The following is a 17486-nucleotide window of genomic DNA, read 5'->3' as shown; positions in this document are numbered from 1 at the left end:
CTCCCTTTCATGTTGAATTAAATTGTCTTGAAAGTCAGATAATAATTGGATTATTAAAAAATACTCATAAGGAGTATATTAATTTAAGCCAAAATTATCCCTCTACTGCACGTATCGTCCAAAAATCTGCCGCCAGGTTGGGTTCTAGTAAATACGCATAAGGCACGGTAAAAAATCCCTTTTTGCCCCATGCATCGCCCCAGGAGTTCATCACGATAAAGCGCTCGGTTTTATCGTCATAACCGACTGCCAGTACTGAATGACCGCCTACCAAACCTTCATTTTTTTTGGGCATCGCTAACACCCCGTGCTGCGTCATTTTCTCAGATTCAAACTCATCGTACAGTGTGATACCGAACACAAACGGATGCCCGGTTGCCAGACAAACTTTTAAATGATCGAGTTTTTGTTGCAGGCGCTGATAACAGATCGCCTGATGTTGCAGCGCCTCGTCATACGCAGCTTTTGGTGGTTTCAGCGCATATTTTTTGGCGATATATGGCCAGTTACTTTCACGACAGATTCCCTGCTTGGCAACACTTTTAATGGCATCACGGATTTGCGCGCCATGGTTTTGCCGCTCGGTGCCGATCATCACACGTGCGTTGTAATGCACAAACAAACGTGACGGCATAAAAGGGCGCTGCATACCCTGTTTCATCAGATTAAAACGGAAGGCATTGCAGACAGCATTGGCGGTACAACTGCCTATTCTGTCACCTTGATTAAATACACTGGGACAGTGAGGACGCAGATCAATTTTGGTGGGGAGTTGATGTAGGTAATTCGGGGGAAGATCAAATGAGTGATCACGATGATCTGGCAAGTCGGGCAACCAGCCATAGCCTGCAATTTTTTGTGCCATGTTATTCCTTTTTTTACCATGATCGTCTGAAGCATTAGTCTACAACGCTACTCATGATATCGAAAAGGATTAAGAGGACTTACGCCCGGTGCTGCGTCACAAATAGCACCAGCACCACGCCCAGCGCAATCAGAATAATTTGCGGAATTGTTTCGTGCACGCTGGCACGGCGCTGCATTTGCGGCATTAAATCACTTAATGCAATGTAGATAAAACCAGAAGAAGCAAACACAAGCACGTACGGAATCAAGTTGCTGGCGCTACCTAAGGTGTAAAAGCCGAGTACACCGCCAATTACTGCCATCAAGCTACAAATTAAGTTGTACATGTAAGCGCGTGCGCGTGAAAAACCGGCATTGAGCAACACGATAAAATCGCCGATCTCTTGCGGTATCTCATGCGCAATGATCGCCAGACCTGTCACCAAACCCAGTTTGGGATCTGCTAAAAAAGCGGCAGCGATCAATATCCCATCAGTAAAATTATGCAAGCCATCACCGACCAGAATCATCCAGCCCGCTTTGCCTGCTTCGTGCGCATCATGACCATGCTCATGATGATGGCCATCGCCTTCGTGATGATGCGAGTGACGCAGAATAGCCAATTTTTCGAGCAAAAAAATGCGAGTAAACCTCCGAGTAAGCACGCAAACAAAGTGCGTGGATCTGCACCAGATTCAAACGCTTCTGGCAAGGCATGCAATAAGGAGGTAGAGAGCATGATGCCAACCGACAAACTAACCATACGCTCAACGACTTTGGACAATAGCGAGAAAGAAAAAATTGCCGCAGCAGTAATGCTTAGTACGCCAGCGATGGTGGTGGCAAAAAGAATGGATAACAACGTGGAGTGAATTTTAAGCCTCGAATCAGACAATGGTATGCAGTAAGTATGCAGTTAGTGCAACTTGGTTGCAAATTAGAACACAGAGTGAGGTTTTGTGCAAATTTGACTTTGGGATGCCGGCTTGTTTTTAAGTTCTTTTCGACTTCTGTTCACGGTCATTAATTGATCCGATATGAAGATTTCTTCTGTTGCTGATCGCAGTTAAAAGGACGCTAATCCTTTCTTGAATACTGATCAAAAATACAGTATCGTTAAGCTTAATTAAAATCAATGGTAAAGCACTTTGTATGTTCTTTTGCCATCTCAGATAAATATAAAAATTACTTTTGGAAAATATCTTATGAAATTTGCTTACACCATTGTGTACGTCGAGTCTGTTTCGGATACGCTCAATTTTTACCACCAAGCATTTGGTTTTGAGACACGCTATTTGCATGAGTCTGGTGAATATGGCGAACTGGAAACCGGTGATACTGTTCTAGCATTCGCATCGCATGCGATGGGCGAGATTAACTTGGATGGGCATTATCAAAGAGCCGATCCTAATGTCCCACCTTTCGGTGTGGAATTCGCATTCGTAACTGAGGATGTGGCCGCTGCATATGCAAAGGCAGTCAGCGCTGGCGCACTGGCGATAAAAGAGCCGGCGCAAAAACCTTGGGGGCAAATTGTTGCATATGTTCGCTCCAAAGAAGGATCGCTGATCGAACTTTGTTCACCTATAAATTTCTGATATACAGCAAGTGTTGAAGCTGTAGATTTCTCCGGGGCCATCATTATGAAACGTCGTACAACGCTTGCATTATTAGTTTGTCTATTTGCCGCACCTGCTTTTGCTTTGTATGATCCAAAGCCAGATGCTGCTTTGTCAGCGGTGCAGGGTGAGTGGAAAGGTGCTCTGACTTATCGTGATTACAGCAAGCCAGATCGGTTGGTGACATTGCCGACGCGCTTGTTTATTGCTTTGGGTGCGCCCAATGAGCTGGTGCTGCATTATGTGTTTGATGATGGTCCGTCCAAGACGGTATTTTCGTATGAGCGGATGAACTTTGATTTGCTTAAAAACGAAATCGCCTGGGCTTCAGGCTCTGCCGAAAAAGCGGTATCCATTGGACGAATTACGTCCAATAGTGTTGACAGCAATGGCCGACAAATTCTGTTTGAACGTAAGGACGGCGATAAGCTGGATCGTTACCGGTTAGAGCTATCTGCCGGCGCTTTTAAGTTGTTTAAAGATGAGGTGAGTGCAGACGGTACGACCACGTTTCGCAATAAATTTGAGTTTGTACGCCCTTAATTTCAATGCGTAGTAGAGACACATTTAGATACAAGCAAATCTAAGGTGAGATGCATGAGTTCAGAGATAATGTGTGTTGATTGTGCTGTGTTGATTTGCTTATTTTTATCGAGGATTTACTATGCAAGCTCCCAATTCCTCCACGATTACATTACTTGTCGTATTGCCGCTAATCGCATGGCGCATGTATTCGCGTGTGCGTAAATTGGTTGGTCGTCAACGATTATCAAAAATACGGCCGTGGATTACTTTGGTTATTTTTCCTAGCTTGTTAGTCTTGCTGGCGTTTCTCTCTTCTTCGCATCTTGACAGGCTGATGTATATGGCGGGAGGTTTGATTATCGGATCGGGTCTTGCTGTCTATGGGCTCAAAAAAACAGTATTTGAGCCAACGCCACAAGGTTTGTTTTATACGCCAAACGCGCATTTGGGTATTGCTTTGTCGCTGCTGTTTTTTTGCCGTATTGTGTATCGTATGCTTGATGTGTATGTGCTAAATCCCTTGGACTCGCATGATATGGGGAATTTTGCGGGAAGTCCGCTGACATTGGCAGTATTCGGACTGCTTGCCAGCTATTACATTGGATATGCAATCGGTTTGCTACGCTGGCGGTTTGCAGTATTACGGGCGAAAGCCGAGCGTGAGCTTATGGCATCAGTCGATGTAGCACCGGATGCTGCGCAAACTATTTAAATTAGTTTGCTCACAAGCTCTTTAGCTTAATGAAAGCCAGAGATTGTCCCAGTCGTCTGGCAAAAAAGTACCTTCCCGCTTAAAGATAAACTGGTTTTGGGCATTCAGAACAAAGTGGGTAGGTTGTTTGACGATGGTTCCAAAATTGTCTTTGTGGCCGGGTGCATTACGCCACACCGTCGGGAAGCGTTGCTCTTTTGGGATGGCGAGCGAAACTAGTTGATTATAGGTATCAAAATCTCTTTTATCCTGGTCTATATTAATCGCCAGCAGAACAAATTTCCGGTTCGCATTACCTACATAAAATTCACGCATCAATTTAAGGTCGCGAGTGCAGAGATTGCAGCCGCTGGTAAAAAAGCTTACCAGCACTGTTAGTCCTATAAAATCGGTTAATTTTAAGGGTTTGCCATTGATGTCCGTGCTTTGCATCGTAAAAGTCACAGCTTCCTTTTTCTCTTGGGCAAACAGCGAAGAGCTGCTGATGGCGACACTGCTCAGTGTGGCTGTGTGAATAAATTTTCTTCTGTTCATCATTAAGCTTTTCTTTCAGTTTTTTTGGAATACACAGGTACCTGTCCAGGTAAGGCGTTTAGTCACGGTCTAATATCTGCTTAGTGATTGTGTCGGTTCTGGGCAATAAATCTTACAACAATTTCTAAAATAATCCGGGACATCATGCAAAAATAGTGACTCTACTTAAAGTAAAAAATGATCGCCATGAATTCTGTAACTCATCAACGCTGCTCTTGGGCTAATCCAGCTAATCCTCTTTATCTGGCGTACCACGATCAGGAGTGGGGCGTGCCTTGTCATGATGAGCGGCGTTTATTTGAAATGTTGAATCTGGAAGGGGCGCAGGCGGGGCTGAGTTGGGAAACTATCCTCAACAAGCGTGAGAATTACCGGCTTGCCTTTGATGATTGGGATGCAAAAAAAATCGCTGTATATGATGCGGATAAAGTAGCGAGTTTGCTGGCAAATGCGGGGATAGTACGTAATCGCCTGAAGGTGGCTGCGGCGATTACCAATGCTAATGCCTATCTGAGTTTGTGCGATGAGTTCGGCAGTTTAGATGGCTATTTGTGGGCGCATGTGAATGGCAAGCCGATTCGTAATAGCGGTGAACGCATTATTAAAACCGAACTGTCTGACCAGATATCAAAAGATTTAATTAAGCGTGGTTTTAAATTTGTTGGCTCGACGATTATTTATGCCTACATGCAAGCCATTGGTATGGTGCAAGATCACGCTTCTGATTGCGATTGGCGCACAAAATAATAAGCCAATAAAAAGGCCAGCTTTTGCTGGCCTTTTTGTTAGGCTATCTGTTAGTCGATCTGTTGATCGATCTTTTGATCGTATGTTGCGCTTGAGTGCGCCTTAGCTTGTATAAATAAGTAGATCAATGCTGAGTCTGGTTGAACTCTTGCGCCAGCGATTGTAAAGGCGCGACATCCAAAACAACGGGAGCAATTGTCGGCGGCAGGGCGATACGCACTGGTTTGCTATTCATATTGGTAGAGGACAGCACGTTCATGGTGGCGTCCGGTGCTGCGTCCCAGATCGGATCGTCGATGCCTTCAAATACGTGTTTGAGTTGCTCGCCCCAAGTACTGCGTATCATCTGGAAGTATTGATTTTTCTCATCAATCGTGACGAAACGGGTGACGGCCAGACGATCGGTTTCGTACACCAGCATATCTAATGGCAAGCCGACGGATACATTGGAACGCAAGGTAGAATCCATCGAGATCAGCGCACATTTTGCGGCTTCGTCCAGCGGTGTCAATGGATTGACTACCCGATCAATAATCGGCTTGCCGTACTTGGCTTCACCGATCTGGAAATAGGTATTTTCATTATGCGATTCAATAAAATTACCGGCTGAATAAATCTGAAACAAGCGGCAACGTTCGCCTTTAATTTGTCCACCAAAGATCAGGCTCACATTAAAATCGATACCGAATTCTGACAGAGATTGTGCGTCGCGTTTATGTACTGTACGCACCGCTTCACCGACGATACGGGCAGCTTCGTACATGTTGGGCGCATTCCAGATCGTGCTGCCATCAAAGCACACGTGTTCTGCGACTAATTGGCGTATCGATTGGGAAATAGAGAGATTGCCTGCGGTCATCAAGACCATCATACGGTCGCCCGGATTTTCAAATACGCTCATTTTACGGAACGTACCAACTTGATCCACACCCGCATTAGTACGAGAGTCAGAGAGAAAAACTAGCCCAGCGTCCAGGCGCATGCCAACACAATATGTCATTGTTACAAGCCAATAAACTAAAGCCATATTTTACCTTAAGGCAAAATGGTTTAGCTGATTTAGGGCTCTTAAGTGCCTGTGGAATGTCGCTTGATTGTCAGATAGTGTGTAATCCGTTTGTGAATTGCCAACGGTTTCTTAGGACTTACGCAAAACCGCCTCGAAGATGCAAGTACTATAAATGGTACTTATTGTTGAACTGGCATGACTTGTACATTGACGTCCAACATTTCTTCTCCACCGCCGCGTCGCACGCCACGGATAGGCGCAGCGGAATCATAATCGCGTCCGACTGCCAGACGGCAATAAGCATCGGTCATCAAACGTGCATGTGTTACATCAATACTGACCCAACCCGAGAAATCACTGTCTTCCACCCAAACATCTACCCAGGCATGACTTTCTGCATGGCTAGTGGTACCGGGATCAATATAGCCAGAAACGTAGCGCGCCGGAATACTGTGAGCATGGCAGCAGGCTAAAAACAGATGTGCATGATCCTGACAAACGCCGCGACCCAGACTTAGCGCATCGTCTGCGCTGGTCGTCACTTGTGTTGCACCGCTTTGATACTCGATTGCACCAAAAATAAGCTCAGCTAATTTGAGTGCTTCCGGGGTTTTAGTTTTCCCGTGCGTGTTGAATGTTTTCCCTGCAAAATTTCTCGCAAAACTACTGGCGGCGAAATCCATAATTTGTGGTGTCGGTTCGGTCAAGCGTGTGGCGACAGAAAAAATTAGCGGCGACAAGGTTTCGATTGCGTTCAAACGACCTTGGTATGGGTAGATTGTTTCGACCAAACCCTGTGCGACGATGGACAAAGCATCATGCTGACCAGTGATAGTTAGCATATGCGACAGGTTGCCATACGCATCGGTGTAGGCGTGACGCTGACCCGAAGTAGTGATGTGCCAGGACAATGCGTGCTGTTGTAACTCTTCCCTTGGTGTCAGACGAAGTTGCTGTATGGTGTAAGCCAAAGGCGCGGTATACCGGTAGATGGTCTCGTGTCTGATTGAGAGTTTCATACGAATTAATATACTCCCATTTAATATACTCCCATTTATTTTTCAAATAATCGGTCAATTGTCCAAATATTCTATGGGCGATCTAAAATTACTGGAGGGGAGTATATTTTTTATTTCTTTATTGTTTTGTGATTTATGCCGCAAGCGGCACCAGGAAGTTACGGCTGACACGATTGCCCAGTTCAAAGATTCTTTGCAAAAATTCCGTCAGTGTTTCATGCAAGCCAGCTTCCAGAATATCTTCAATGCAGGCAAATTGCAGTTCTGCATGTAGCTTGCCGGCAAAGCGTTCAGTATCGGCCGAGACATCATTGCTGACTTGCTTCAGGTTTTGTACCACCTCGTCCATGCAGGCCAGTAAAGAACGTGGCATGTCGCCGCGCAATATCAGCAGCTCTGCCACGCGCTCTGGTGTTATAACGTCGCGATATACCTTACGATAAATTTCAAAACCGGAGACTGAGCGTAATAAAGCTGCCCAATAATAGAAATCTCTTTGAGTAGCTTTTTCACTAATGCCTGCTTCTTTGGCGCCATGGAACTTCACATCTAAAATACGCGCAGTGTTATCGGCACGTTCTAAAAAAGTACCCAGACGGATGAAGTGGATAGCTTCATCTTTCAGCATCGTACCCAGCGTCACACCACGGGACAAATGTGAGCGGTATTTGACCCATTCAAAAAACTGGCTAGGATCGTTTTCCAGTACGCCGCTGTTCAGATGTTGCTGCATATCCAGCCAGGTTGCGTTTTGGGTCTCCCATACCTCGGTGGTTAGCGTGCCACGAACGGCGCGGGCGTTTTCGCGCGCTTCGGTCAGGCAGGCTGCGATGGACGATGGATTGTCCGGGTCACGCAACATAAAATCGAGTACGTCTTTCGCATTGAGTACACCGTATTTTTTATCAAATGCGGACTGCAATTCCGAAATACCCAGCATCGCACGCCAGCCTTGCTCTGCACTCTCAATTGATTGCGGGAGCATCGATGTTTGAATATTTACATCCAGCATACGGGCAGTATTTTCGGCGCGTTCTGTATAGCGTGCCATCCAGAATAAGTGATCAGCGGTGCGGCTCAGCATAAATTTTCTCCAGCGCGGCAAGTTATTTGGGCATTCGATCGGACTTGATCCGGTCTGATATCAGCAAACGAATGAGGAAACTATTTTTCTAGTATCCAGGTATCTTTTGTCCCGCCACCCTGCGATGAATTAACCACCAGCGAACCTTCTTGTAAGGCCACACGGGTCAAACCACCAGGTACCATCGAGATGGTTTTGCCGGACAACACAAATGGACGTAAATCAATATGGCGCGGCGCGATGCCACTCTCAACATAAGTCGGACAAGCCGATAATGCCAGCGTCGGTTGTGCGATATAGCCGTCAGGTTTGGCGAGCAGACGCTGGCGGAAATCTTCAATTTGCGCTTTGGTCGATGCAGGTCCTACCAACATACCGTAGCCACCCGCGCCATGTACTTCTTTAACAACCAGCTCAGGTAAATGCGCTAAGGTATAGGCTAAATCTTCGGGTTTGCGGCATTGGTAAGTCGGGACATTATTCAGGATCGGTTGCTCAGTCAGATAGAACTTAATCATGTCCGGTACAAACGGATAAATCGATTTATCATCTGCCACACCGGTGCCGATTGCGTTTGCTAGGGTCACGCGACCAGCGCGATACACCGACAACAAACCAGGCACACCAAGCGACGAATCCGGACGGAAGGCCAGCGGATCGAGGAAGTCATCATCCACCCGGCGATAAATCACATCGACGCGTTTAGGTCCGCGTGTGGTGCGCATAAATACTGCGTTATCGTTGACGAATAAATCTTTACCTTCTACCAGTTCCACGCCCATCTGCTGCGCTAAAAATGCATGTTCAAAATAGGCGGAGTTATACATCCCTGGTGTCATCACGACGATCGTCGGGTCATTCACGCCGACCGGTGCAACCGAGCGTAAATTGTCCAGCAACATATCAGGGTAATGATCTACCGGCGCAATTTTGTTACGGGCAAATAATTCCGGGAAAAGTCGCATCATCATCTTGCGATCTTCCAGCATGTAGGACACGCCAGACGGTACCCGCAGATTATCTTCCAGCACATAAAACTCACCGGCACCGGCGCGCACAATATCGACACCGGCGATATGGGCATAGATATCCGAGGCGACCGAAATACCTTGCATCTCTGGCCGGTATTGCGCATTTTTATAAATTTGTTCAGCGGGAATAATGCCCGCCTTGATGATGTTTTGATCGTGATAAATATCATGAATAAACATATTCAAGGCTTTGACGCGCTGTACTAGACCAGTCTGTAAATGTGACCATTCGCTAGCAGGAATAATGCGGGGAATAATGTCAAAGGGGATCAGGCGTTCGGTACCGGCATCGTCGCCATACACTGCAAAGGTAATACCGACGCGACGGAATGTCAGATCAGCTTCTGCACGCTTACGTTGTATAGTCTCTGGAGATTGTTGCTTTAACCAGGTATTAAATTCGCGGTAATGATCACGGATGTGATTTTCTATATTTGCTGCCGAGCCAGCTGCTGAGCTTGCTGACTCTATGCCATCAGCAGCCATTTCATTAAAAAATTTTGCCATGATGTGGTTTCGCTGTTATTTGAGTTTTTACTATAGTTTCAGTTTCTACTATCAAGAACTATGCCAGTGTATTTTTGGCATTGCAAAACATACTTCACGTTACGTCATCTTTGGATCAAAGCCATATCAAACCTAGATCAAACATCAGGGGCTCGAATATAGTCGATCAAATCCACTGTGCGAGGATCTGGTGCAGGTGTCATCAGGCTGACCAGTAGCATGCTGATGATCCCTGCCGGCACACCAAATACCCCGGCGGAAATCGGAGCGATATGCCACCATTGATTTAATACACTACCACCGAATAGTGGATGTGTGTTGAGCATGTAATAAACACACACAATAAAACCGATGATGATACCCACAATGGCACCCTGTTGGTTCGCACGTTTCCAAAAGATGCCCAATACCAGTGCAGGGAACAGGGTAGATGCTGCCAGTGAAAATGCCGCACCGACTAGCGATAAAATATCCGCAGGTTTAAGCGATGCCACATAGGCAGCAACTAGTGCTACTACTAACAACAGTAGCTTAGAAATTGTCACCCGTTTTTGTGTCGAAGCACTGGGATCAACAATTTTGTAATAAATGTCGTGCGACAGCGAATTGGAAATCGTCAGCAGCAAACCATCCGCAGTCGATAAAGCTGCCGCCAGACCACCTGCGGCAACCAGACCGGAAATGACATAAGGCAAACCTGCAATCTCAGGTGTCGCGAGCACGACGATGTCACCATCAATCGCAATCTCTGCCAGCTGGACAATGCCATCGTGGTTGATATCAGTAATATTCACCAGCGGATTAAGTTTGTCGATGCTGGCCCAATAGGTGACCCATGATGGCAATTTAGAAAATTCGGTACCGACCAGTGAGGTATAAATATCGTACTTTACTAAAATCGCCAGAGCGGGGATCGTGATGTACAACAGCATGATAAAAAATAGTGACCAGAAGACCGACTCACGGCTCTCTCGCACTGATGGCGTAGTGTAGTAACGGATTAGTACATGGGGCAAGGCCGCAGTACCCATCATCAGACAAAATACTAAGGCCAAAAAATTATTACGCTTGATGTCAGATTCGTTTTTATCTTTTGCGGCATACGGCATGTAAGTAGTGACGCTGGGTTCTGCGCGTGCCAGATTGGCACTCTTGGCGTCAGTCCATCGCAGCTGCGCCTCTTGCGGTGTTTTAGGATAATTGCTTAATACCCGCGCTGCTGCTTTGATTTCTATCAGTGAGGCATTACCAGATTTAAGCTCATCTAGCTGGTGCTGTAATTCCAATCGCCCCTCTTCCCATGAGGCAGGCAGATGCTGGATTTTTTGCTGGAATACCTCAGCGCGTTGTTTAAAAATAGCCCGGACTTCTTGTTCTTTCGGATCATTCGCAAACAGTTTTTCTTTAGCGCTTAATTGCGATAGTTTGGAACCGTAGGCAATTTGCGGGATCGGCATCTGGGTCTGTGTTTGGGCATGCTTTGCTGATAACCATGTGACCGGGATCATGTACGCAATAATGATGATGATGTATTGCGCAACCTGGGTCCATGTCACTGCCCGCATACCACCCAAAAAAGAGCAGACCAGAATACTTGCCAGGCCTAAAAAAATGCCGATAGAAAAATCCACACCGGTAAAGCGCGAGGTGATTAAACCAACACCATAAATCTGGGCGACGACGTAGGTGAATGAAATAAAGATCGTCGCAATCACGGCTAGGACGCGCACGATATTGCTACCATTCGCGCCGGCATAACGGGTGCCTAAAAAATCCGCAATACTGTACTGCCCAAATTTGCGTATATACGGTGCGATTAACAACGCAACCAGACAAAAACCACCGGTCCAGCCAATGATGTAGGCAAGACCATCAAAGCCCTGTAAATATAAGCCGCCCGCAAGACTTAAAAAACTGGCTGCCGACATCCAGTCTGCCGCCGTTGCCATCCCATTAAAAACAGCCGGTACACGCCGGCCAGCGACATAGTATTCAGAAATATCCGAGGTGCGGCTCATGACGCCAATACCAGCGTAAATCACGATGGTAGAGAACATGAACAGATAACCTATCCAGGCACGGGGTACGCCTTCTTTTTCCAGTACCGCAAGGCTGATCAAAAAAAGGATGAACAGCAGCGTGTACCAGGCGTAATAGCGCGTTAGTCGTTTAGAGAATCCAGCCTGTGCCATTAGCGGATATCCTTTAAGTTACTATCCTTTATTTGAGATAGATCAGGATTTTTTTCTGAAATTTCAGTATGGTAAGCGTCTTCAATTTTACGCATCCACAGTGAGAAAATAGCCAGCAGCGCCACGTAAAATAAGGTCAATCCTTGCGCTGCCATATAAAAAGAAAACGGCCATCCAAAAAAAGTATAGGCAGATAATTCTCTGGCAAAAAACAGAATGCCAAATGTCAAAAAAAACCAGCTCGTCAGTAAAAATGCAGTCAGGTATCTGCTGCGCCGCCAGTGAGTGGCTGCAGTAGCTTTTGATTTATCCAGCGCACTGATACTTTTATCTGCTTCCATATCAAGGTTTTTAGGTCTCTAAATAACATTTGTTGAGGGATTCTAAAATTGAGCTGCTATTAAGCTATTAAGCTATTTAGCATTAAGCTAGCTAATATCCCCACGTAAACTGGCATGGGGATTCATCTGAAATGACACCCGGAATATACAGCCTGGATAATGCGGATTTTGATTGCGTGGATTCGCCATAATGTCGATAGGCGCATTATGTTGCTGAGCAATTTCGCGCACGATAGAAAGCCCTAATCCGCTGCCTTGTACATTGTTATCCAGAATACGATAGAAGCGTTCAAACACATGCTCATGTTCTGATACTGGAATCCCGGGTCCATTGTCTTCCACTTCCAATATTGCCAGCGCCTGCTCTTCACTCACCCGGATTCTGACGGTGACGCTTAACCCTTTTGGTGTATAGCGAATCGCGTTATCAATCAGATTACTTAATAACTCGCGCAGCATCAGCGGACTGCCAAATATAAAAACAGGAAAATCTGGCTGCTCTAATCCCAGATCAATTTCATAAGAGAACGAGGTCTGTATCCAGTCATGTACGGTGCTGCGTACCAGCTCACAGAGCTCAATCGACTCTAAGGGTTTGGTGGCTGGCGTTTGATTTTCTGCCCTTGCTAAAGTCAGCAGTTGGTTGATCAGGCGGGTAGCCGCCTCCGAACTTTTAGCTAGCTGCAAAAGTGAACGATGGATTTCTGTCTGATCGGTCTGGCGCAAGGCTAATTCAGATTGCATGCGCATACCAGCCAGTGGAGTTTTCATCTGATGTGCTGCATCAGCGATAAAGCGTTTTTGGATGACGATAGTTTGTGCTAAACGTTCTAACATCTCATTGAGTGAGCGCACCAGAGGCGTGATTTCTTCCGGTACGTGGCGCGAGTCTATCGGACTAAGATCGTCGGGCCGCCTGGCGCGTATTCTGTGTTGTAATTCGGCTAGCGGCGATAGTCCGCGACTCAAAGCAAACCAGACTAAGGCAAGTGCTATCGGCAAAATAATAAATTGTGGCAGGATTACGCCTTTGATAATTTCATTTGCAAGTACGGCGCGTTTTTCTAAGGTCTCCGCAACTTGTACTAAGACTAGTTGGGATTCTTGTACTTGGCTCGAAGACAGCACTGCTTGCCTAGATTTGTCAGCCGAATGATCTACTGAATTTCCAGTTAGTTTCGCGGCTACTTTCGCACTGATTTCTTTGTTAACTTTGTTCAGATTGATGTAGCTATACGCGACCCGAATGTCGATACCGTGCAAGTATTCATTTCTGATTTGTACAGTGCCGGGGGTAGGGCGGTCATCTTCGGCTGGCATGGGCAAATCTTTATCACCATCGATCAGATCGCCTTTGCTATTTTTGATCTGGAAGTAAATACTATCCAAATCATCTGCACGCAAAATATCGCGGGCAGGGTTCGATAATTGCGTGACGACTTTACCATCGACTTCTTTGACTTGCTGTGACAGTACCAGCACATTGTCTTCCAGCGCCCGGTCAAACGGTTGATTGGCAATCGATTTGGCGACCAGATACGTGATGGCGATGCTCATAGGCCAGAGCAATAACAGCGGTGCCAGCATCCAATCGAGAATTTCACCAAAAAGCGAGCGCTGGATTTTTTCTGGCGGTTGGCTGTGACTATTGGTGTTGTTATCTTTGCGAGCAAGATGCTCCGGCGCTTGCGATGCCATCGCTACTTTTGCGCCTTCGTCATCCATCATGCTTGATCGTTTTTGGTGTGGTGGTGGTGGTGTTCGTCGAGGCAGCGACAAAAAACTTCTCCAGACAATATCCCAAGCCGCGTACTGTGGCGATGCGCACACCATCGATTTCAATTTTTTTTCTTAAGCGGTGGACGTAAACTTCAATCGCATTATTACTGACTTCTTCGCCCCATTCGCACAGGTGATCCACCAACTGTTCTTTAGAGACTAATCTGCCTGTTCTTTGCAATAAGACTTCTAATAAACCCAGCTCACGTGCAGACAAATCCAGCATTTGCTCATGAATGTAAGCAATTCTACCGACCTGATCATAAGTCAACGGTCCGTGTTTGATCACGGTAGGGCCGCCACCAGCGCCGCGTCTGGTTAATGCTCTTACTCGGGCTTCCAGTTCTGATAAGGCAAAGGGCTTCGCCATGTAATCATCTGCACCCAGATCCAAGCCTTTGACGCGTTGTTCAATGGAGTCCGCGGCCGTTAAGATTAGCACCGGCAAATGGGAATTACGCGCACGCAAACGTCGCAATACTTCTAGCCCGCTGAGTCGTGGCAGACCTAAATCCAGTATCAGCAAATCAAAATCTTGGGTCGTTAAAGCCGTATCCGCTTCTTCGCCATTGGCGACACAATCGGTGGCATAGCCAGACTGTCTGAGCGAACGGGTCAGTCCGTCGGCAAGTACGCTGTCATCTTCGGCGAGCAATATGCGCATGGGGTATTTTCTTATAGTGTTTGTCTCTCAGCTTAGTTTATTGCGTTTAGCGGACTTTGTCACAGCAAGATGAGTGGTCTGCTGTGACAAGCTCTAAATGAATGGTTGCGGTCTCTTCTCGATACCAAAATGCGACAATTTGACGTAAGTCCGATTGGTATTCTTTCCTGAGATGAGCTGTTTACCGATGCGATTGAAAAATCTTGTCGAATTCGCCACCATCATCAAAATGCTTTTTCTGCGCATTTTTCCAGCCACCGAAAACTTCATCGACGGTAAACAAGGTAATTGGTTTAAACGACGTCGCATATTTTTTTGCGGCGATCGCCGAGCGAGGGCGCAAGAAATGCTTGGCGATAATATCTTGACCTGCTTCCGAGTATAAGAATTGCAGGTAAGCCGTTGCTTGCTTGCGGATATTTTTCTTGTCCACGACTTTATCAACAACCGCAACGGGCGATTCCGCCAGAATAGATGAGCTTGGATAGACTACTTCAAAATTATCGCCAAACTCATTGCGTACTAGCTGTACTTCATTCTCAAATGTCACCAGCACATCGCCGATTTCACGTTGGGTGAACGTAGTAGTGGCGCCGCGTCCGCCACCATCGAGTACCGGTACGTTTTTAAATAGTTTGGAGACAAAATCACGCGCCTGCGCCTCGGTACCGCCTTTTTTAATCACAGAACCCCAAGCCGCCAGATAAGAATAACGACCATTGCCTGAGGTTTTAGGATTAGGAATAATGACTTTCAAACCTGGTTTGATCAAATCATCCCAACCAGCAATTTTTTTAGGATTGCCTTTGCGCACCAGATATACCATGGTGGAATAAAACGGCGCTGCGTTATTCGGAAAACGTTTTGCCCAATCAGCGGCAACTACACCTTGGTCGGCCAGGAAATCAATGTCATTAGCCTGATTCATGGTAACGACAGACGCCTCCAGACCATCGGCTACCGAACGCGCCTGTTTGCTAGAGCCGCCGTGTGATTGGTTGACGGTAATGGTTTCGCCTGTGGTTTTTTTCCACTCGGCGATAAATGCCGGGTTGATATCCTTAAACAGCTCGCGTGTGACGTCGTAAGAGACGTTAAGCAATGCGGTATCTGCGTGGGCAGCAGGCGCTGCCATGAAGATCGATCCCAATAACATGGCACTCGCCAACAAAGGACGCATCGTATGTTTCAACGCCGTTGCGTGAAATAGCGAAAAAGGGAGTTTGTTAGCTGGATGAATGGACATACATTTTCTTTCGTAAAAAAACTGAATTCATGAGAAAGACGACTTATTCTTAGGGGGTTAAATTAATATACTCCCATTAAGTATATTTAAGTTGTCCAAATAAAGTCTGGTCAATAGGTAATATTTTTTGAATTTATAGGGGAGTATATCTAATTTTAATACTTAACCGAGTGGCTGACTTTTTAGGTTTGTATTTAAGCTTTTATTTAATCATATATTTAAGCTTGTCTTGAGTCTTACTTCGCTGGCTTCCAGTTCCATACCTTATCATTGACCTTGATGGTTTTGGGAATCAGCTTCAATTGAGCGAAGGTATCTGTTACGCGTTGCTGGTTGGCGATGATCTCTGGCGTCATCTTTTCATACCAGATAAGTAATTGACCCAAGAACAAATCGACTTTTTCCATATACGTAAAAGTCATATTAAAACGCGAAACTATTCGTTCTCCTTTCATTCTGGCCGTTTTACTCTTCACTTCTCGAAAAATAATTTAGTTCAAGGACTGTAGATGAAACTGCCACGCATCAATTCCCTTAAAAAGCTCATTTTAGTAAGTTCATTGTCAATCGTTGCCGCTGCTGGCGGTCATTCCGGTATTGCCCATGCCGCTGATGTTACCTTGCTCAATGTCTCTTACGATCCTACTCGCGAGCTGTATCAGGAGGTAAATCAGGCATTTGCAAAGCAATGGAAAGCCAAAACGGGTGACAACGTCAGTATCAAGCAGTCGCATGGTGGTTCTGGCAAGCAAGCTCGCGCGGTAATTGATGGTCTTGATGCCGATGTCGTGACACTAGCATTGGCCTATGACACCGATGCAATTGCTGCGACAGGTTTGTTGGATAAAGCATGGCAGAAACGCCTTCAACATAATAGTTCTCCGTACACCTCAACGATTGTCTTTTTAGTGCGCAAAGGCAATCCAAAAGGAATCAAAGACTGGGCTGACATCATCAAGCCTGGTGTCTCTGTCATTACACCCAATCCTAAAACCTCTGGCGGCGCTCGCTGGAGCTATTTAGCTGCTTGGGGCTATGCATTGAAACAGCCGGGCGGTAGTGAAGCCACAGCAAAAGACTATGTATCTAAAGTCTTTAAAAATGTTCCTGTTCTGGATTCCGGTGCGCGTGGATCAACCGTCACATTTGCAGAACGCGGTATTGGCGATGTGTTGCTGGCTTGGGAAAACGAAGCTTATCTGGCGCTCAAAGAATTTGGCGCAGATAAATTTGAAATTATCACTCCTTCCATCAGTGTCCTGGCAGAGCCACCGGTTGCCGTTGTTGACAAGGTTGTCGATAAACGCGGTACGCGTAAAGTCGCTGAAGCTTATCTGAACTATTTGTACACGGAAGAAGCACAAGAAATTATTGCTAAAAACTACTATCGTCCAACCTCTGAAAAAGCTGCCCAAAAATACGCGGGCAATTTTGCCAAGATCAAATTGTTCAATATTGATGACACTTTTGGTGGATGGACCAAAGCACAAAAAACACACTTTGCTGACGGCGGCGTATTTGATCAGATCTATCAGCCAAGCAAGAAATAATGATATTGAATTTTCGCAAAATGAAAATGAGGGAAGAGGGTTAAATTTTTCTTTTACCAAATCGTTTTGCGATGATTCTTA

The 17486-nt window shown here is 46.0% G+C and carries 17 protein-coding genes and 1 pseudogene; 5 read left to right on the top strand and 13 right to left on the bottom strand.

Annotated features, from left to right (window positions below; all coding sequences use genetic code 11):
* Nucleotides 1–94 precede the first annotated feature (94 nt).
* Together RGU72_RS12635 and RGU72_RS12630 are read right to left on the bottom strand one after the other, a co-directional pair.
* Nucleotides 95–865, bottom strand: coding sequence for a C1 family peptidase (locus RGU72_RS12635; protein ID WP_322120066.1), 771 nt, complete (start codon nucleotides 863–865; stop codon nucleotides 95–97).
* A gap of 79 nt (nucleotides 866–944) precedes the next feature.
* Nucleotides 945–1648 (bottom strand): annotated as a pseudogene (locus RGU72_RS12630) (ZIP family metal transporter).
* A 403-nt stretch (nucleotides 1649–2051) separates the two neighbouring features.
* On the opposite strand from RGU72_RS12630, the gene RGU72_RS12625 reads away from it, so the two are divergent.
* From RGU72_RS12625 to RGU72_RS12615, 3 genes are all read left to right on the top strand, one after another.
* Nucleotides 2052–2444, top strand: coding sequence for a VOC family protein (locus RGU72_RS12625; protein ID WP_322120065.1), 393 nt, complete (start codon nucleotides 2052–2054; stop codon nucleotides 2442–2444).
* 45 nt (nucleotides 2445–2489) lie between these two features.
* Nucleotides 2490–3008 carry a hypothetical protein gene (locus tag RGU72_RS12620; RefSeq protein ID WP_322120064.1) on the top strand — a complete coding sequence of 173 codons (519 nt, stop codon included), beginning with the start codon at nucleotides 2490–2492 and terminating at the stop codon, nucleotides 3006–3008.
* A gap of 121 nt (nucleotides 3009–3129) precedes the next feature.
* Entirely contained in the window at nucleotides 3130–3702 is a 573-nt protein-coding gene (locus tag RGU72_RS12615) for a hypothetical protein (protein ID WP_322120063.1), read from the top strand.
* Between the two features lie 21 nt (nucleotides 3703–3723).
* Here RGU72_RS12615 and RGU72_RS12610 read toward each other — a convergent pair whose 3' ends face one another.
* The gene (locus tag RGU72_RS12610) at nucleotides 3724–4239 is read right to left on the bottom strand and encodes a redoxin domain-containing protein (RefSeq protein WP_322120062.1); all 516 of its coding nucleotides are present in this window, start codon (nucleotides 4237–4239) and stop codon (nucleotides 3724–3726) included.
* 183 nt (nucleotides 4240–4422) lie between these two features.
* Between RGU72_RS12610 and RGU72_RS12605 the strand changes: the two genes are divergently transcribed.
* Complete coding sequence (locus RGU72_RS12605; protein WP_322120061.1) at nucleotides 4423–4983, top strand: DNA-3-methyladenine glycosylase I; 561 nt, start codon at nucleotides 4423–4425, stop codon at nucleotides 4981–4983.
* 124 nt (nucleotides 4984–5107) lie between these two features.
* Here the strand turns inward: RGU72_RS12605 and RGU72_RS12600 are convergent, their stop codons facing one another.
* From RGU72_RS12600 to RGU72_RS12555, 10 genes are all read right to left on the bottom strand, one after another.
* Entirely contained in the window at nucleotides 5108–5983 is an 876-nt protein-coding gene (locus RGU72_RS12600; RefSeq protein ID WP_322120060.1) for a peptidase, read from the bottom strand.
* A gap of 188 nt (nucleotides 5984–6171) precedes the next feature.
* Complete coding sequence (locus RGU72_RS12595) at nucleotides 6172–7011, bottom strand: transglutaminase family protein (protein ID WP_322120059.1); 840 nt, start codon at nucleotides 7009–7011, stop codon at nucleotides 6172–6174.
* 133 nt (nucleotides 7012–7144) lie between these two features.
* On the bottom strand, nucleotides 7145–8095 hold the full coding sequence (locus RGU72_RS12590) for an alpha-E domain-containing protein (RefSeq protein ID WP_322120058.1): 951 nt from the start codon (nucleotides 8093–8095) through the stop codon (nucleotides 7145–7147).
* Nucleotides 8096–8175: 80 nt separating this feature from the next.
* Entirely contained in the window at nucleotides 8176–9633 is a 1458-nt protein-coding gene (locus RGU72_RS12585) for a circularly permuted type 2 ATP-grasp protein (protein WP_322120057.1), read from the bottom strand.
* Nucleotides 9634–9770: 137 nt separating this feature from the next.
* Nucleotides 9771–11825 carry a sodium:solute symporter family protein gene (locus RGU72_RS12580; protein WP_322120056.1) on the bottom strand — a complete coding sequence of 685 codons (2055 nt, stop codon included), beginning with the start codon at nucleotides 11823–11825 and terminating at the stop codon, nucleotides 9771–9773.
* Nucleotides 11825–12166: a DUF4212 domain-containing protein gene (locus RGU72_RS12575; protein WP_322120055.1), complete on the bottom strand. Its 342-nt coding sequence runs from the start codon at nucleotides 12164–12166 to the stop codon at nucleotides 11825–11827. Before RGU72_RS12575 ends, RGU72_RS12580 begins: the two co-directional genes overlap by 1 nt.
* A gap of 87 nt (nucleotides 12167–12253) precedes the next feature.
* Nucleotides 12254–13894 carry a sensor histidine kinase N-terminal domain-containing protein gene (locus RGU72_RS12570; protein WP_416200123.1) on the bottom strand — a complete coding sequence of 547 codons (1641 nt, stop codon included), beginning with the start codon at nucleotides 13892–13894 and terminating at the stop codon, nucleotides 12254–12256.
* Nucleotides 13884–14609, bottom strand: coding sequence for a response regulator transcription factor (locus RGU72_RS12565; protein ID WP_322120054.1), 726 nt, complete (start codon nucleotides 14607–14609; stop codon nucleotides 13884–13886). Before RGU72_RS12565 ends, RGU72_RS12570 begins: the two co-directional genes overlap by 11 nt.
* Nucleotides 14610–14790: 181 nt before the next feature.
* Nucleotides 14791–15765: a sulfate ABC transporter substrate-binding protein gene (locus RGU72_RS12560; protein WP_322121635.1), complete on the bottom strand. Its 975-nt coding sequence runs from the start codon at nucleotides 15763–15765 to the stop codon at nucleotides 14791–14793.
* A 326-nt stretch (nucleotides 15766–16091) separates the two neighbouring features.
* A complete protein-coding gene (locus tag RGU72_RS12555; protein ID WP_322120053.1) occupies nucleotides 16092–16277 on the bottom strand; it encodes a hypothetical protein in 186 nt (61 codons plus the stop codon).
* 87 nt (nucleotides 16278–16364) lie between these two features.
* Between RGU72_RS12555 and RGU72_RS12550 the strand changes: the two genes are divergently transcribed.
* Nucleotides 16365–17405: a sulfate ABC transporter substrate-binding protein gene (locus RGU72_RS12550; RefSeq protein WP_322120052.1), complete on the top strand. Its 1041-nt coding sequence runs from the start codon at nucleotides 16365–16367 to the stop codon at nucleotides 17403–17405.
* Nucleotides 17406–17486: the final 81 nt, after the last annotated feature.

Source organism: Undibacterium sp. 5I1, assembly GCF_034314085.1.
Classification (GTDB): Bacteria; Pseudomonadota; Gammaproteobacteria; order Burkholderiales; family Burkholderiaceae_D; genus Undibacterium.
Note: the sequence above shows the minus strand (reverse complement) of the source record. Positions and strands in the feature narration are given on the sequence as shown.

Bases quoted from the DNA above. Each gene is read 5' to 3' on its own strand.
- RGU72_RS12635 (WP_322120066.1), bottom strand. From the start codon at position 865: ATGGCACAAAAAATTGCAGGCTATGGCTGGTTGCCCGACTTGCCAGAT.
- RGU72_RS12625 (WP_322120065.1), top strand. From the start codon at position 2,052: ATGAAATTTGCTTACACCATTGTGTACGTCGAGTCTGTTTCGGATACG.
- RGU72_RS12620 (WP_322120064.1), top strand. From the start codon at position 2,490: ATGAAACGTCGTACAACGCTTGCATTATTAGTTTGTCTATTTGCCGCA.
- RGU72_RS12615 (WP_322120063.1), top strand. From the start codon at position 3,130: ATGCAAGCTCCCAATTCCTCCACGATTACATTACTTGTCGTATTGCCG.
- RGU72_RS12610 (WP_322120062.1), bottom strand. From the start codon at position 4,239: ATGATGAACAGAAGAAAATTTATTCACACAGCCACACTGAGCAGTGTC.
- RGU72_RS12605 (WP_322120061.1), top strand. From the start codon at position 4,423: ATGAATTCTGTAACTCATCAACGCTGCTCTTGGGCTAATCCAGCTAAT.
- RGU72_RS12600 (WP_322120060.1), bottom strand. From the start codon at position 5,983: ATGACATATTGTGTTGGCATGCGCCTGGACGCTGGGCTAGTTTTTCTC.
- RGU72_RS12595 (WP_322120059.1), bottom strand. From the start codon at position 7,011: ATGAAACTCTCAATCAGACACGAGACCATCTACCGGTATACCGCGCCT.
- RGU72_RS12590 (WP_322120058.1), bottom strand. From the start codon at position 8,095: ATGCTGAGCCGCACCGCTGATCACTTATTCTGGATGGCACGCTATACA.
- RGU72_RS12585 (WP_322120057.1), bottom strand. From the start codon at position 9,633: ATGGCAAAATTTTTTAATGAAATGGCTGCTGATGGCATAGAGTCAGCA.
- RGU72_RS12580 (WP_322120056.1), bottom strand. From the start codon at position 11,825: ATGGCACAGGCTGGATTCTCTAAACGACTAACGCGCTATTACGCCTGG.
- RGU72_RS12575 (WP_322120055.1), bottom strand. From the start codon at position 12,166: ATGGAAGCAGATAAAAGTATCAGTGCGCTGGATAAATCAAAAGCTACT.
- RGU72_RS12570 (WP_416200123.1), bottom strand. From the start codon at position 13,894: ATGATGGATGACGAAGGCGCAAAAGTAGCGATGGCATCGCAAGCGCCG.
- RGU72_RS12565 (WP_322120054.1), bottom strand. From the start codon at position 14,609: ATGCGCATATTGCTCGCCGAAGATGACAGCGTACTTGCCGACGGACTG.
- RGU72_RS12560 (WP_322121635.1), bottom strand. From the start codon at position 15,765: ATGTTATTGGGATCGATCTTCATGGCAGCGCCTGCTGCCCACGCAGAT.
- RGU72_RS12555 (WP_322120053.1), bottom strand. From the start codon at position 16,277: ATGACTTTTACGTATATGGAAAAAGTCGATTTGTTCTTGGGTCAATTA.
- RGU72_RS12550 (WP_322120052.1), top strand. From the start codon at position 16,365: ATGAAACTGCCACGCATCAATTCCCTTAAAAAGCTCATTTTAGTAAGT.